The following is a 15,472-nucleotide window of genomic DNA, read 5'->3' as shown; positions in this document are numbered from 1 at the left end:
TAGATAATAATAGAGTATTAACCAGCACTGATATTGAAATTATATATCTTACCGTGGCATTATACATGAAATCCAAATTAACCAAATCTGAATTGCTTTTTAAGATTGCAGATTTAACCAATAGAGTAGAAGGTCTCACTGATGATGAATTGCATGAAATTAAATTATTTCAGAAAGCTTTTATGAAAAAATTCATACCTGAAGAAGATAAATTGAGAGGAGAGTTGGAGAAAATGATATCAATAAATGCTTTGCAAGTGATGAGGGAAACATTCCCTGAAGAATTAAGACAGGAAAAAGAAGAAGCTAGAGAATCTGGAATGGAAGCCGGAATGGAAGCTGGAATTTTTAAAACTGCAAAAATTATGAAAGATTTTGGGGATGATTTTGATTTCATTTCTAAAAGGACTGGCCTTAGCATTGAAGAAATTGAAAAGTTATGATATTAGTTAACTATTAATATTTTGTTTTAATTAAGTATAATCATGAAAATATTAGCATTAAACGGAAGTCCAAGGAAAAAAGGAAACACTAACCGCATTCTTGATGAGATGATTAAGGGATGTGAAAATAATGGCCACGAAGTTGAAAAATACTTTTTGGACAAGTTGGATATCAATCCGTGCAGCGGATGTGAAATATGTTCCAAAGGAAAGGACTGCAGATTCAACGATGACGGAACCGAAATTATTAATCAGCTGGCTGAAGGAGCTAGTCTGATTGTTGCTTCACCAATATACTTTGGACAAATGACTGCTCAGCTCAAGACAATCATTGACAGGTTTTATTCCATTTTCAACAATCCTGACAAGAAGTTTTCCGGAAAAGTTGCAGTGATATTCACTCACGCATATCCTGGTGATGATTTCTACAAGCCATATATTGATTTGGTCTTAAAACAGCCATTTGAAATGAACACTGAGCTTGAATTGGTTGATTGCCTTGAAGTCGGCGGCGTCAAGTTCATTGGTGATGCTGATAAGGCTGAGGATGCTTTGAGGAAAGCTTATGAAATAGGATTGAAATTTTAGATAATTATTTTAATTCATAGCATTAATATTATTAATGTAGGTTGTGTTATTTTGTCAGAAAATTGGAAAATCTGTGATAATTGCCAACAAAAAGTAAATATTGATGCTTTAAAATGTCCTTACTGCAATCATGAATTTAGTGATGATTCCGCTTTAAATCCCGAAGTTAGGGAACTCTATGAATACTGTGACTTGATTGACAGTCGTGGAGACTATTCAAAGACACCTCTGATAGATGAAATCAAATCACAGGACAAATCAATCAGAAATTTGGTAAAGGATGACTTAAGGGATTTTCTTGTTTTCATTGCCTGTGAGGGTCAGTCTGAGTGCGATGAAAAGCTTGAATTTATTCATGACAATTTGGGAACTGATGTGAGTTTCGATAGTTATTCTAAAGTCGATTTACCTGAATCCTTTAAGGTATTTCATGAAAATGACTTGTTCCACAGTGAATTTTTAGAAAACAATCATCTTGAAGGATACACAAACAAGCTATATGGAATCTATCGGAGTCTGGGTGATGAGTTTCTTAAATGCGGTACCACACAGCCTAAAGCCCACGCAGTTTTAAATGAATATATGAATAATCTGGCTCACCAAATCAGCCAATATAAAAGAAATTATTCTTTAGCCAATAATCCTGCTGATGAAAATCATATTAAGGATGTATTGGAAACATTAATCAATTGCTCAAGTGCTGATGATGTCAGTCAGGACATAGTCAATGATGCTCGCAGTTTCATAAACGCATCCGTTTCAGGTGATGAAAGTTATACTGCTTTTTATGATGAGCTTTCACAAAAAAGGCCTGATGTTGTCGCTTCTATTATAATTTCAAGCAACAGTGATTATATTTTCAATCCTTCTGAAAAACCTCCCGAAGATGCTGAAGATGAGGTTACTTTACAGGATTTGCTTGATGAGTTAAACAAGCTGGTCGGTCTTGAAAAGGTTAAAAAGGATGTCAATTCATTGATTAATCTGGTTCAGATTAGAAAAATCCGTGCTGAGCGTGGTATGAAACAGCCTCCAATGTCTCTTCATCTTGTGTTTTCAGGAAATCCCGGTACGGGTAAGACCACTGTTGCAAGGCTTCTTTCAAAGATTTACTGCAAGCTTGGCGTTATATCAAAAGGCCATCTCATAGAAACCGACAGAAGCGGACTGGTTGGTGGATATCTGGGCCAGACTGCAATCAAGACACAGGAAGTTATCCAAAGTGCAATGGGAGGTATACTGTTCATAGATGAGGCCTACACTTTAGCTCCGAAAAGCCAGGATGATGCATATGGCCAGGAAGCTATTGACACAATCCTAAAGGCAATGGAAGATCATCGTGATGATTTGATAGTTATCGTTGCGGGCTATCCTGAGTTGATGGACAATTTCATTCATTCTAATCCAGGTCTGGAGTCAAGATTCAACAAATATATTTTCTTTGAGGACTACAATCCCGATGAATTGCACGGAATATTTTTAAGCATGTGTGAAAATTCATCTCTTAAACTTGACGATAAGGCAGACAAGTATCTTAAAGGTCTATGTGAGGACATCTACAACACCCGTGGAGATAATTTTGCCAATGCAAGACAAATCAGGAATATTTTCGAAAACGTTCTGACCGCACAGGCCAACAGGTTATCGACTGATGATGACATTACAGATGATGAGCTGATGACTATTCTTTTAGAGGATTTTGAATAATTTTGGTTTTTTTGCTTAACTAAAAAGCATATTCTTTTTATAAAATGAATATTATAAATAAAATATGGAGATGTATATTATGACTGATTTAAAAGGTACTAAAACTGAAGCAAATTTACAGGCTGCTTTTGCCGGTGAGTCCCAGGCTCACACAAAATACCAATATTTTGCTGCAAAAGCTAAAGAAGAAGGTTATGTTCAAATCCATGACATTTTCATGGAAACTTCCAAAAACGAAAGGGAACATGCAAAAATCTGGTATAAACTTTTACACGATGAAGAAATCCCAGACACTATCGCCAATTTAAACGCTGCTGCTGACGGTGAAAACGAAGAATGGACTGCAATGTACAAAGAGTTCGCTGAAACCGCACGTGAAGAAGGATTTGCTAAAATCGCATTCCTGTTTGAAAAAGTTGGCGGAATCGAAAAAGAGCATGAAGAAAGATACAGAACTTTACTTGCAAATGTGGAAAACGAAAGCGTATTTGCTAAGGAAGAAGAAATCGAATGGAAATGTGAAAACTGTGGTTTTATTTTCAAAGGTCCTAATGCACCTGAAAAATGTCCTGTTTGCGGATACCCTAAAGCACATTTCGAAGAAAGAGCTCAAAATTTTAAATAGATTTTGATTCTTTTTTACTTTTTTTTAATTTTTAGAAAAACAAGAGATAATAAGAGGTGTTTTGGTATAAAACACCTTTATTGACATATTTGAAAGTTTTTTTGGCAGATAAATTTTTTGAATCAGAAAATTGTGGAAACTAATTCAAATAATTTAATTTTGGAGATTGTATTAGTTTTTGACTAATAATGTTTGAAGCAATGTGTTTTGTGTTTTAAACTTTCACATCACTATTTAATACTGTTGTAAGAAGTAGTATATAAAACTTTCGGAAATTTTTAGGTAAGCCTAAATTTTTAAGATCATTTTTAAGTAAAAAATTTCAGGAAAAATAAGAGATAATAGAGGCGTTTTCTGGCAGCAAAAACGCCTGACTTTTTTTTGGCAGATATTTTTTTGAATTAGAAAATTGTGGAAACTAATTCAAATAATTTAATTTTGGAGATTGTATTAGTTTTTGACTAATAATGTAAAGCAATGTGTTTTGTGTTTTAAACTTTCACATCACTATTTAATACTGTTGTAAGAAGTAGTATATAAAACTTTCGGAAATTTTTAGGTAAGCCTAAACTTTTAGTGATGTTTATTAAAAAAATCAGCTATGGTTAATTAAAGATTGTTCCTTTTAATATATAAATATAACTATTGTGATATTTCTCCACAATAAAAAAACTGATTTTGATTAAAAATAACATTTTTAAAAATAAGAGATAATTAGGCGTCTTTTGGCAGTAAAAACGCCTGAGTTTATTGGCAGATATTTTTTTGAATTAGAAAATTGTGAGAAAACTAATTCAAATAATTTAATTTTGGAGATTGTATTAGTTTTGACTAATAATGTTTCAAGCAATGTGTTTTTAGGTTGGCCTAACTTTACATCACTAATTATAAATGTAGTATAAAGTAGTATATAAAAGTTTCTATAATTTTTAGGAAGGCCTAAACTTTAAATGCAAAACATATAAATAGTACAATTTATAAATAATTTAAACACAACTTATATTATGGAGGTAGTTTTCATGAACAGTGAAGATATGGATATAATATTTCTATTGGATAGAAGCGGATCAATGTACGGAAGCGAAAACGATACCATAGGAGGATTCAACTCATTCATCGAAAAGGAAAAAATAGAAGAATCAAACGCAAGGGTAACTACAATACTTTTCGACCACGGATACGAAGTACTCTACAAAAGAAAAAATCTTTATGATGTGGAAGAATTAACCAGAAACGAATACTACGTAAGAGGATCAACATCACTTCTCGATGCAATAGGAAAAACAATCGTTACAATGGACAGGGAAGTTTCAGACAAAGTCCTTTTTGTAATAACAACTGACGGATATGAAAACTCTTCAGTCGAATTTACAAAAAGCCAAATAAAAAACCTGATAAAAAATCACAAGTGGGAATTCATATTCCTCGGCGCAGACATTGATTCATATGCCGAAGCATCAGGCATTGGAATTAGAAAAAACAACATCGCAAATTATAGAAAGACTTCAGATGGAGTTAGGAACATGTATACATCTGTAACCAAGGCATCCAGGATGTATAGGGAATCAGAAATGTTGGATGCATCCTGGAAAGAGGACCTGGAGTAGTCACTTACCAGACCATCACCACTGACAAAAATATAAATATCACTGTCATATAATATTAAGATTAAGAGACTAATTTCTTTTAATAGGTGAATATAATGGCTGATAAAAAATTATTGAAAGATTACACAAAAGAAGAAATTGCTGAATTTTCTGCTTTGGAAAAAGAAGCATTTGACAGGGCAAATAAATTAAATAAGGAATTCATCCATATCGAAAGCCTTTTAGGTGATTTGACCGAACACTGGAAAGAATACTTCATATTTCTGGAAGACAATAAAATCTCAAAAATCTGTGAATTCTACGGTGACAAAACAGTTCCTTTTGACGATGAATTACGTGAAGTAATCGCAGCAAACCTTAAAACTTCCTTAAACAGTGTTCACAAGGCCGTTAACTACAACACCAAAAAAATCGACACTGGAAGAATCAACGACAGATAAGTGTTTCAACCAACACTTTTCTTTTCTATTTTTTTTCAACAAAGTTTAAAAGTCTAGACTTTTATACTATATTTATGAATTCAAAATTAAGATTAGCTAAAACAATTTCAACCTTTACAAATCCTCCGATTATTTGTATACCCTTGTTTTTCATAATATCTCTGGTATTGTCATTAAATAATTTATGGGATTTTCCGCTCATGGAACTGATATCAATAATCTTTGCATCAGTCCTGCCGATGGCAATCATATTATATTGGGCTAAAAAAACAGGAAATGACAAGGACATCTCCAACAGAGAGGACCGCTTTACTCCACTGATTGTAGGAACAGTATCCTATTTCATAGGGTTTTTAGTCTCATGGACATTGGGTTTAAGCGATTTTCTTACATTTCTCTTCCTGTGCTATACAATCAACACATTCATTGTCATGATAATCACCAGACAATGGAAAATAAGCATTCATACAACTGGATTAAGCGGCCCGGTTTGTGCATTGATTATACTTTTAGGACCGATCGGAGCGATATTTGCACTGCTCTATCCAGTTTTGATCTGGTCACGCGTAACATTGAAAAAACACACCATGGCCCAGGCAATAGCCGGCGGTGTTCAGGGATTTTTCCTCACGGCAATTGAAATGTTTATATTCATATCAGTATTCAACTTGAATGTAGGTAATATATATCCTGTGCTTTATGTATTCGCATTCATCTTAGCAATAATCTTTACTCCCGTTGTTTTAGGAATATTCAGCTATAGAAAAATTGCAAACGCACTGATATTTTATCTGGTTGAAATCATAGGGTTCTGCTTCTTTTTGGCAGTAACGCCAATCGATGTTACGGTAATCTTTGTTTTGACAACAATAGTTTCAATCTATATTGCAAACTATGCAGGTGAGCGCTTTGACTGGTATAATGTAATAAGGTAATCTGGATGAAAACTAATTTTCTTTATTTCGGGCAGGGCGAAAAGACCATAGTATTCATACACGGTCTAAGTGATGATTTGACTTACTGGATGGAACTATCATCAGAGCTTGAAAATGAATATAAGATATTGCTCTATGACATCAGAGGCCATGGAAAATCTGAATCTGGCGATTTTTCAATAGATATATTGGCGGATGATCTGCATGAGCTTCTTTTTAAATTAAGCATCACAAAAGCATCATTTATCGGATTTTCTCTTGGGGGAAACATTGCTCTGGCATTTGCTCTAAAATATCCTGAAATCGTTGAAAAGATGATTTTAATGGCAAGCTTCAGCCAATGTGATGAGCAGCTGGAATCCAGATTTCTCGAATTTAAAAATGCATTGGACATATCTTTTGAGGAGTTTTATGACGTAATCATTAAATATGTTCTTCCTGAAGAGATTATTGGCCGGAACCGTGAAGTGCTTGATCATATCAAGCACGAGAAGGCAAGGACGTCCAATGTTGAAGCCATAAAATCCGGTGTGAATATGGGATTTGGATTCAACTGTACGGACCAGCTTCACAAAATAGATGTTCCGACATTGATTCTGGCAGGCCGTAACGATGAAATAGTCGGCCTTGATTTAATCGAAATCCTAAATAAAAATATAAAAAACTCAGGACTGGTCATATTTGACGATACAAAGCACAATCTGCTTATCGGAAGAAATATTCAGCAAATATTAAAGTTAATAAGGAAGTTTATATGAAAATATCAGTAATTTTAACGGCATATAATGAAGAAAAATACATTAGAAAAGCTATTGAAAGTGTTTTAGGCCAGACATTGGATGATTTGGAACTGATTATAGTAAATGACGGGTCAACTGATAATACCTTGGATATTATAAATTCATTCGACGATTCAAGAATCAAAATCATTTCACATGAAAATATTGGTCCCGGTGCATCAAGAAACAGGGCTTTGAAAATCGCTCAGGGTGAATATGTCGCATTTATTGACGGCGATGACTGGTTCAGCCCAGATGCCCTTGAAAAATCCTACAGCGAAGCCAAGTTATATGACACAGACATCACAATGTATCAGATGATAAACTATGATGATGAAACAGGCAGAATCTATGAAAACGACTGGTTTGATCTGATTTCATTTGATGAGTCATTTGACGGCAGGGCATTTCATCCAAGCGAATGCCATGACTTTCTATTTGATCTCTCCGTTGGGGTCTGTCAAAAAATTTATAGAAAATCATTTTTGAAAAAATCAGAAGTCCTATTTCCTGAAGGGATATTTTTTGAAGACATGCCCTTTTTCTTTGAAGTTTTTCTGAAAGCGGAAAGAATTTCAATTATCCGAAAGCATTTCTATTACAGGCGCAAGCATTCAAAGTCAATCACGAATGTAGTTGACTGCAAGTTTCTCGATACAGTTCCGGCCGGACAGGAGCTGATGAAACGATTCATCGACAACGGATTTTATGACGACTATAAGTATGATATGATTGCCTATAAAATCAACGGCCCCCGTATGGCTTTGGCAGACATTGTTGATGAATGCAAAGATGAGCTATATGATTTAATTCATGAGGATTATCTTCAAATCAGAGATTCTCCTTATTATGATGACTTTTTAAATGAACTTGGTCCTGTCAAAAGGAAGTTCTTTTTGGATGTTATTGAAGCTTCAGATTACGAAGAGTTTTCAAATATCAAATAATTAATTTAACGATTAATCAAATAACTTTTATTTTACTTTTTTATATTTTAATGATAGCTGATTTTGATATTTTTAAATTTACTTATAAAAAGAAACTTTCTAATTGCTTCCACTACATCATATTATAAATATTATGTAATATTAATTGTTGATGGTGCAATTGTTGTTCATGCAACAGTTTATATAGTATGAAATACTAATGGATAACTATCAATAATTTTTCTATTAAATTAAATGAAGGTAAATTATGTCATATTGTGATTTAGAAAAAGTTGATGTTAATGAAATGCCTGTTGGCAAGTTAATTGCAATCCTTTCAAAGGCACAGTCAACATATTTCAACAACATGTTTTCCGAGCTGGGAATCAATAATCCTCAGCTAAACATTTTGTTCGAAGTCAATAAGGACTCAAGAATAAATCAGGAAAAGATTGCATCAAGATGCAATACGAATAAGGGTGCCATTGCAAGGTCTGTCAGGAAACTGGAAGAAAACGGACTGATAACAAGGACAATTGACGAAAACAACAGAAGACAAAATATTATATCACTTACCAGTGAAGGAAGTCAAGTCCTCGATAATGCTATTGAAATGTTGGATGAGTTTGAAAGATATATTTTCAAGAATGATGAGCAGAAAGAGGCTTTACAGTTAATATTGAAGGATTTGGCCATCAATGTAATGAAATTAAATGAGGAAAGGTTTGGGAAAAAATGAGTGAAAAAAACAAAAATATTCAAATGATTACGGGAGATCCGAAAAAGGCGATAATCAAGTTAAGTATCCCAATGATGATTTCAATGCTTTTAATCATGTTATACAATATCGCCGACAGTATTTGGGTTGCAGGGCTTGGTGCAGATGCTCTTGCAGCCATCGGATTCATTACTCCATTATTCATGGTTTTAGTAGGATTAGGAAACGGTATCGGTGCCGGTGCAAACTCACTGATTGCACGTTACATAGGCGCTAAAAATCATGAGCAGGCAAATAATGCAGGACTTCATGCAATCCTGTTATGTATAGTGATTTCTGTAATTTTTACAATTCTGATGATGGTTTTCATGAGACAGCTATTGGAGCTAATGGGAGCTGGTGACACAATCAGTTTCGCTTTAGACTACGGATACATCGTATTCGGAGCATTAATCATATTCGTATACTCCGGCGTGGCTTCAGCGATATTCAGATCAGAAGGAGACATGAGAAGAGCAACAATTGCAATTGCAGTGACTGCTGTGATGAACATCATTCTTGACCCGTTATTCATCTACATTCTGGATATGGGAATTGCAGGTGCAGCATGGGCTACAGTATTTTCAGCAACATTGTCATGTCTAGTAATGAGCTACTGGATATGGGGCAAAAAGGATCTGTTTCTGGATTTATCTCCTAAAAACTTCAATTATGAAAGCCAGATGATTGTGGATGAGCTTCAGGTTGCAATTCCGTCAACATTGGAAAATATAATATTTTCACTTTTGGCGGTCATGATTAACGGAATGCTTGTAATAGTTGCCGGAACAACTGCAGTGGCTGTTTATACCGCATCCATGAGAATCGTTCAGCTTGCTATGATTCCGCTGATTGGTATAGGTACAGCTGTACTGACTGTTGCAGGTGTTGCTTACGGAGCACGTAACTATGAAAACCTGAAAACTGCTCATAGTTATTCAATAAAATTAGGTTTTGCACTGTCAATCACCCTTGGAGCTATAATGTTCATATTTTCAGCTCAGATTGCAACAATGTTTTCATATACTGCAGCAAGTGCTGATTTGGCTCCGCAGATTGCAACAGCATTGTCAGTACTGAGTCTGTTTGTACTGGCCATTCCTCACGGTATGATGTCTTCCATGGTTTTCCAGGGCGTTGGCAGAGGTGTTAACTCTCTGATTATTACTTTGCTCAGATCTTTAATCCTGGAAACTGTATGCGCATACATATTCTGTTTTGTATTCGGATGGGGATTGGTTGGAATCTATTCCGGAGTAATCATCGGATGTTTCATCGGAGGAACATTCGGTTATATCTGGGCTAAAATATTTATCAAAAGATTCGGTGAAAACTTACATCATGCGTAAGTTTTCCAAATTTTACTTTTTTTAAAATCCTAAAAGGATTTTCACACCAATTAAAATTAATATGACACCACCAAGTATCTGGAAGCGTCCGCCAAAGTAGTTGCCTATTTTTTTTCCTAAAAATATTCCTGCTATAGTAAAGAGAAATGCGACTATTCCGATAATGATTGAAGGTAAAATTATTTCTTCGCCTAATATCGCATAAGTCAGACCCACTGCAAGAGCATCTATACTTGTTGCAATTGCAAGAAGTGTCACTTCCTTAAAGCTGAAGTTATCGGAAATCTCTTCATCATCGTCAAGGCTTTCCCTTATCATATTCAATCCGATGGCCAAAAGAAGAACAAAAGCTACGATTGATGCGACTGAAACGATAAATCTGGAAATCACTCCTCCGATATAATAGCCTATCAATGGCATCATAAACTGGAAAAATCCGAAAAACACTCCGTAGTATAATATTTGATTTGTCTTTAGATTTTTTTGTGTAAATCCTTTTGTCAGAGATACGCTGAACGCATCCATCGCAAGAGCTATTGCTATAAGTAATGTTGATATGATTTGAAATGCCATTATTATACTCTTGGTTGGAATTTTATATATAATTTGGCATTAAATATTAAATTTAAATAATTTTCTTAAAAATGCTTAACTGTTTTGCAATTGAAAATTATTCAGTAACTATTTTTATACAATATATTTTTTTATTATGTATTTGTTCATTCTACAATAGATTTTTTTCACATTATGTAGTGTTTAAAAAATTAGTATTTGTGTGTATTTTATTATGAAAAGGATATAAAATTGATTTTTTATTTAAAAAGGATATTAAATTCTTTTATTTTGATTTTAAAAGAAATTTCAAAAATTTTATTTTTGTATCAAATAGATTGAAAAATGGGAATTCGGCTAAAAAAGCCCTTAAAAATGTTTTATTTATATAGTATTAAAGTCAAATCTATACTACAATAGTTAAGGGGATAATATGAATTCAAAAGTTTTATTATTATCATTTGTATTTATTTTATTTGGATTGTCCGTTATGGGCGGGGTTTGTGCTATTGACAATTCAACAACTTTAGGTGATAATAATATACAACCTGATACTTCAAACCTCGAATTTACCCAAAATTATACTCCAACCAATATTAATAAAAATCAGGTATTTGAAGTCCTTTTAAATGTTAAGAATACCTGTCCGGATACCTTACATAATCTGACAATTCTTTATAAGTTACCTGACCAATTGAATTTAATAATATGGCCAGATGAATACATTAATAACTCAATATGGTCTATAGATACATTATATCCTAATGAAGACAAGACATTGACTTTGGTTTGTATTCCAACTGCCTCCAATCACACATATGAATTCACCACTGATACAGGTTTGGAAATGGATGTTCACACAAATCCTCTGGCAGATTTGGCTGTCGGCGTTGATTATATTGTAGGTGACGATGTAATAACATGGATTGTCAATGTAATAAACAACGGACCTGATTATGCAGTAAATACTGTTGTAAGTAATTTGCCGACACAGCTGGGAGTCATTTCATCCAACTTAACAAAAGGATTCTTGCTATCTAACCAATGGATTATTGGAGATTTGGCCAGTGGCGAGGCCCAAAGCCTGACCTTAATCACCAATTTTGTTGACGGATTTGAATATAACATCAGCGTTTTAAGCGACACTTATGATGATAACATGTCAAACAATTATGCATCAGGCATTGTCAAAAATAAAAGCGTTCCTGTGTATAATGAGATTCTGGATTCAAATGCAACAGCAAATCCGATTTTACTGCTGATGCTTGCGGTTGTATTCGTCCCATTTTTAAGATTCAAAAAAGATTAATAACTAAAAGGATAATATTTCTTAATATGAAGAATATCTGGATTTTTATTTTTATTTTATTTTTTTGCATAAATGTCAGCTATGCATTTTCCATAGAGGATAATGCTTTGTTTCATAATGAAAATCCTTTTAATGAAAGGTTCAAATACTCATTCAATTCCAGTGATTTGATAAAGGATTATCTTAATGCCAGTCAGTATGAGATTCAGGTTCTTGAAAACGGAAAACCTGTTAGAGCCGGTGAAAAGGTAAGCTTTTTGGTCAATGGCGTAAACTATACCAGATTAACCAACAGTGATGGAATTGCAACACTCAACATTAACCTGAGGCCGGGAAATTATATTGTATATTGCCAATACCACTCATGCAAGACATACAACAACATAATGGTGCTAGGATGAAAATCAGTGAAATCAATCCCATAAAATCAGATTCATTGGAAATCGACTGCCAGAGGATATATGACTGCATTATTTCATCTCAGAGGGAATTTGACGATAATTCTCAATTTGAAATATATCTTTCACAGACTTTAGGTGAAATTGAAACACTTCTATATTCCGTTAACGACATAGATCTTTTCCCGGAAATGATTGACATGATATACCGCTTCAAGTATCGGTTGAGGGAACTTGAAGGCCAGATGAAATTCATTGATGATGAAAATATCACAAACTCCAATGATTTGACATATATTTTGGATGAAATGTCAAAATTCAAAAGAATAATTTAAATGTTATTACTAGTAAATAGTATATTATAGGAGTTTTCGAAGATGTTTGATAAAATATTACTACCTACTGACGGCTCTGAGTTTTCCGAACATGAAGTTGAAAGAGCAATTAAGGCACTTGCTGATGATGGTGAAATCATAATATTGTCTGTTGCAAGCAAATTGGCAGCAACAACACCATTCCAAAGCAAAAAGAACATTGCTCAAATGAATGAAGGATTTTTAAAAGAAGCACATGAAAACGTTGAACATATGGCAAAACGTTTCGACAACCGTGTAAACGTAAGAAAAATGGTCGTAACTGGAATTCCATCAGACACTATAGTAAAAGTGGCTGAAGATGAGGATGTTGACCTGATTATTATTGCAGCATCAGGTAAATCCGGTTTGCATAAGTTCTTCATTGGAAGTGTAGCTGAAAAAGTGCTTAAAAGCACTGAAAGAGATGTCTTATTAATCCATAACTAATTTACTTTTTTTAACATGAAATTTTCAGGATTTTTAAACGTTTCCAGATTGGATTCCGGAGAATGGGAGTATCGCCTGGGCGATAAATCCCACCGTGACTATTCCCTGAAGAATCTCGAATTCATAGTCCGCATGCATGGTTTGAAATGGGGAGTGCTAGATGAAAAGCTTGCCAGACAATCTCTGAAGGAAGATGAACTTGTTGAAACGGGATTTCTAAACGTGTATATCAAAAAGGATTATAATGGAGAGAAATGGTGCTACAGAGGCTCATCCATTCAGTCAAAAGATTTGAATATTCTTGAAAAGAAAGTCGAAAAGGAAAGGCTGGAGTGGAAAGTCACAGATTCTGAATTGGCTGAAAAGTCTCTTAAGAGAAATTCGGATAATTTTAAAAGGAAAAAGGTCGGGATTCGTGACAGGTAATTCTTTTTTGATCAGCATTAATATCAGGGAAAAACGATGGTAACTAAAGAAGTATATTATATTGATTTTGATGTGAATGAGGTAACTTCAAAGATTAATGGTCTTATGAGCAGATGGTCAGTCCATATGATTAAAATCAGAGGCCAGAACTGGCAGATTTATAACCATTCCGATGAGGTTATCTATGAGTTTCACTTTTTCATTGACTTCAAAAACATTGAAGGAAGAATCAAGCTTGAAGATTTGAAACTGAATGTTATTCATCATATCGAGTCTCTGAGGGATGACACCACATATATTGATGAGCTGGTTATAGCTGAGCTATTGTACTGAGTTTCCAGTCGATTTCTTCAATATTATTTTTTTTCAGGAATTCATTAGCCATTTTAAAGTGATTGCATCCGAAAAAGCCACGTCTGACTGAGAAAGGTGAAGGATGTGATGTTGTCAAAACCAGATGATTCGGATTTGTCAGAAGTTCCGTTTTCTTTTCCGCCTGTTTTCCCCATAACATGAACACTATAGGTTGTGTCTGTTCGTTTAATATCCTTATGACGTTGTCAGTAAAAGTCTGCCAGCCGCAATCGCTATGTGAGTTGGCTTCACCTTCACGAACGGTTAATACAGTGTTTAGAAGAAATACGCCTTGTTTAGCCCATTTTTCAAGACATCCTGAATCCGGAATAGGATAATTGTACTCGGCCTGAATTTCTTTAAAGATGTTTTTAAGTGATCTTGGTATTGGTCTTCCTTCAGGAGTTGAAAAGGCAAGTCCGTGAGCCTGTCCCTTTTCATGATAAGGGTCCTGGCCAAGAATAACGACCTTGACATTGCCTAATGGTGTGAATTCAAATGCATTATAAATATCCTCTTTTGGGGGATAAATAGTTTTTGAAGAATATTCCCTTTCAATAAACTCTTCAATTTCCTTAAAGTACTCTTTTTCAAACTCTTCTGTTAAAACTGAATCCCAATCATTTCCAATCATGGAATTTAATTTGTAGTTTGTATAATTAATATTTAACTTTCAATTGAAGAAGTCTTCGAAATAATTTCATAGAATCAGAATTGATAAAATTTCAAGTTTTTTTCAATAGATTTATCTTAAATGTGCAAGAATACCCCGACCTCTAAGGTCTGGGATGAATTGCACATAAAATGGGGGGCACGATTACTGTTCAAATGCTCTCTAGGACTTATTTTAAATATTAATTTTAATAATATTATTTAGTATAAACACACTTATAAAAAATAATAATATTTTTTTTAACTATCATCATATGGGGATTTTTTTCATGAATATGGTTAATAAGAATTTGAAAATTCGTATTTATCCTTCTAAAGTTGATTTTAATGATAATGGGGAAAAAATTGTTAGTATTGGTAAAATTGAGCAAAATTTAGGTAATGCACGCTTTGTGTGGAATGAAACATTAGCTTTCATCAAACATTTTAAAACGTTATCAATACAAAATGGCTATTCTTCCTATGTTAAAGTTAATAATAATTCATGTAATATTATTTTAAAGATGTTGAAACAAGAATATTCTTTTCTGGGTTTATCTGAGTCATTCTGTTTACAGCAAACTGAAAGAGACCTCAACCAGGCATTTAAACGATATTTTAATCCTAATTTAAAATCAAATTATCCTAGGTTTAAAAGTAAAAAGAATAAAAAAGACAGCATCAGAATCCAAAACAACAAAAACAATGTAAGAATAACTACTGACAAAAATGGATATCCTAAATTAAAATTAGCAAAATTAGGATTAGTAAAATTTAAAACAAGCAAAGAATACAAAAATTTACTAAAAAAAGGAAGTGATCC

Annotated in this window: 20 protein-coding genes; 18 read left to right on the top strand and 2 right to left on the bottom strand. The window is 33.8% G+C overall.

What is annotated here, in order from left to right; all coding sequences use genetic code 11:
- The 11 genes from IJQ68_RS03385 to IJQ68_RS03335 form a co-directional block, all read left to right on the top strand.
- Window positions 1-443, top strand: a 443-nt coding sequence (locus tag IJQ68_RS03385; RefSeq protein ID WP_292796947.1) for a hypothetical protein, incomplete at its 5' end; no start/stop codon positions are given.
- 42 nt (window positions 444-485) lie between these two features.
- Complete coding sequence (locus tag IJQ68_RS03380; protein WP_292796944.1) at window positions 486-1,031, top strand: flavodoxin family protein; 546 nt, start codon at window positions 486-488, stop codon at window positions 1,029-1,031.
- Window positions 1,032-1,082: 51 nt separating this feature from the next.
- Window positions 1,083-2,738: an AAA family ATPase gene (locus IJQ68_RS03375; protein WP_292796942.1), complete on the top strand. Its 1,656-nt coding sequence runs from the start codon at window positions 1,083-1,085 to the stop codon at window positions 2,736-2,738.
- A 79-nt stretch (window positions 2,739-2,817) separates the two neighbouring features.
- The gene (gene rbr, locus IJQ68_RS03370) at window positions 2,818-3,363 is read left to right on the top strand and encodes a rubrerythrin (protein WP_292796939.1); all 546 of its coding nucleotides are present in this window, start codon (window positions 2,818-2,820) and stop codon (window positions 3,361-3,363) included.
- A 1,019-nt stretch (window positions 3,364-4,382) separates the two neighbouring features.
- Window positions 4,383-4,970 (top strand): vWA domain-containing protein, encoded by a 588-nt coding sequence (locus tag IJQ68_RS03365; RefSeq protein WP_292796936.1) that lies wholly within the window; start codon window positions 4,383-4,385, stop codon window positions 4,968-4,970.
- A 95-nt stretch (window positions 4,971-5,065) separates the two neighbouring features.
- Entirely contained in the window at window positions 5,066-5,410 is a 345-nt protein-coding gene (locus IJQ68_RS03360) for a hypothetical protein (RefSeq protein WP_292796933.1), read from the top strand.
- A 74-nt stretch (window positions 5,411-5,484) separates the two neighbouring features.
- On the top strand, window positions 5,485-6,345 hold the full coding sequence (locus tag IJQ68_RS03355) for a hypothetical protein (protein WP_292796930.1): 861 nt from the start codon (window positions 5,485-5,487) through the stop codon (window positions 6,343-6,345).
- Between the two features lie 5 nt (window positions 6,346-6,350).
- On the top strand, window positions 6,351-7,103 hold the full coding sequence (locus tag IJQ68_RS03350; protein WP_292796928.1) for an alpha/beta fold hydrolase: 753 nt from the start codon (window positions 6,351-6,353) through the stop codon (window positions 7,101-7,103).
- Window positions 7,100-8,071 (top strand): glycosyltransferase family 2 protein, encoded by a 972-nt coding sequence (locus tag IJQ68_RS03345; RefSeq protein ID WP_292796926.1) that lies wholly within the window; start codon window positions 7,100-7,102, stop codon window positions 8,069-8,071. Before IJQ68_RS03350 ends, IJQ68_RS03345 begins: the two co-directional genes overlap by 4 nt.
- A gap of 247 nt (window positions 8,072-8,318) precedes the next feature.
- Complete coding sequence (locus IJQ68_RS03340; RefSeq protein ID WP_292796924.1) at window positions 8,319-8,789, top strand: MarR family winged helix-turn-helix transcriptional regulator; 471 nt, start codon at window positions 8,319-8,321, stop codon at window positions 8,787-8,789.
- A complete protein-coding gene (locus IJQ68_RS03335) occupies window positions 8,786-10,156 on the top strand; it encodes an MATE family efflux transporter (protein ID WP_292796922.1) in 1,371 nt (456 codons plus the stop codon). The genes IJQ68_RS03340 and IJQ68_RS03335 overlap by 4 nt, the downstream gene beginning before the upstream one ends.
- A 21-nt stretch (window positions 10,157-10,177) precedes the next feature.
- On the opposite strand, the gene IJQ68_RS03330 is transcribed toward IJQ68_RS03335, so the two are convergent.
- Window positions 10,178-10,729 (bottom strand): manganese efflux pump MntP family protein, encoded by a 552-nt coding sequence (locus IJQ68_RS03330; protein ID WP_292796920.1) that lies wholly within the window; start codon window positions 10,727-10,729, stop codon window positions 10,178-10,180.
- Between the two features lie 412 nt (window positions 10,730-11,141).
- On the opposite strand from IJQ68_RS03330, the gene IJQ68_RS03325 reads away from it, so the two are divergent.
- The 6 genes from IJQ68_RS03325 to IJQ68_RS03300 all read left to right on the top strand — a co-directional run bounded on the left by IJQ68_RS03325 (window position 11,142) and on the right by IJQ68_RS03300 (window position 13,977).
- The gene (locus tag IJQ68_RS03325; RefSeq protein WP_292796918.1) at window positions 11,142-12,017 is read left to right on the top strand and encodes a DUF11 domain-containing protein; all 876 of its coding nucleotides are present in this window, start codon (window positions 11,142-11,144) and stop codon (window positions 12,015-12,017) included.
- Window positions 12,018-12,124: 107 nt separating this feature from the next.
- Window positions 12,125-12,418 (top strand): hypothetical protein, encoded by a 294-nt coding sequence (locus IJQ68_RS03320; RefSeq protein ID WP_292796916.1) that lies wholly within the window; start codon window positions 12,125-12,127, stop codon window positions 12,416-12,418.
- Window positions 12,415-12,750: a hypothetical protein gene (locus tag IJQ68_RS03315; protein WP_292796914.1), complete on the top strand. Its 336-nt coding sequence runs from the start codon at window positions 12,415-12,417 to the stop codon at window positions 12,748-12,750. The genes IJQ68_RS03320 and IJQ68_RS03315 overlap by 4 nt, the downstream gene beginning before the upstream one ends.
- Window positions 12,751-12,792: 42 nt before the next feature.
- On the top strand, window positions 12,793-13,218 hold the full coding sequence (locus IJQ68_RS03310; protein WP_292796912.1) for a universal stress protein: 426 nt from the start codon (window positions 12,793-12,795) through the stop codon (window positions 13,216-13,218).
- A gap of 15 nt (window positions 13,219-13,233) precedes the next feature.
- Window positions 13,234-13,644, top strand: coding sequence for a hypothetical protein (locus IJQ68_RS03305; protein WP_292796911.1), 411 nt, complete (start codon window positions 13,234-13,236; stop codon window positions 13,642-13,644).
- A 36-nt stretch (window positions 13,645-13,680) separates the two neighbouring features.
- Window positions 13,681-13,977, top strand: a complete 297-nt coding sequence (locus IJQ68_RS03300; RefSeq protein WP_292796909.1) for a hypothetical protein — start codon at window positions 13,681-13,683, stop codon at window positions 13,975-13,977.
- On the opposite strand, the gene IJQ68_RS03295 is transcribed toward IJQ68_RS03300, so the two are convergent.
- The gene (locus IJQ68_RS03295) at window positions 13,955-14,662 is read right to left on the bottom strand and encodes a uracil-DNA glycosylase (RefSeq protein WP_292796948.1); all 708 of its coding nucleotides are present in this window, start codon (window positions 14,660-14,662) and stop codon (window positions 13,955-13,957) included. The genes IJQ68_RS03300 and IJQ68_RS03295 overlap by 23 nt on opposite strands.
- A 277-nt stretch (window positions 14,663-14,939) precedes the next feature.
- On the opposite strand from IJQ68_RS03295, the gene IJQ68_RS03290 reads away from it, so the two are divergent.
- Window positions 14,940-15,472, top strand: a 533-nt coding sequence (locus IJQ68_RS03290) for a hypothetical protein (protein ID WP_292796907.1), incomplete at its 3' end; no start/stop codon positions are given.

Origin of the sequence: Methanobrevibacter sp. (assembly GCF_017447225.1) — an archaeon.
GTDB lineage: Archaea > Methanobacteriota > Methanobacteria > Methanobacteriales > Methanobacteriaceae > Methanocatella.
Note: the sequence above shows the minus strand (reverse complement) of the source record. Positions and strands in the feature narration are given on the sequence as shown.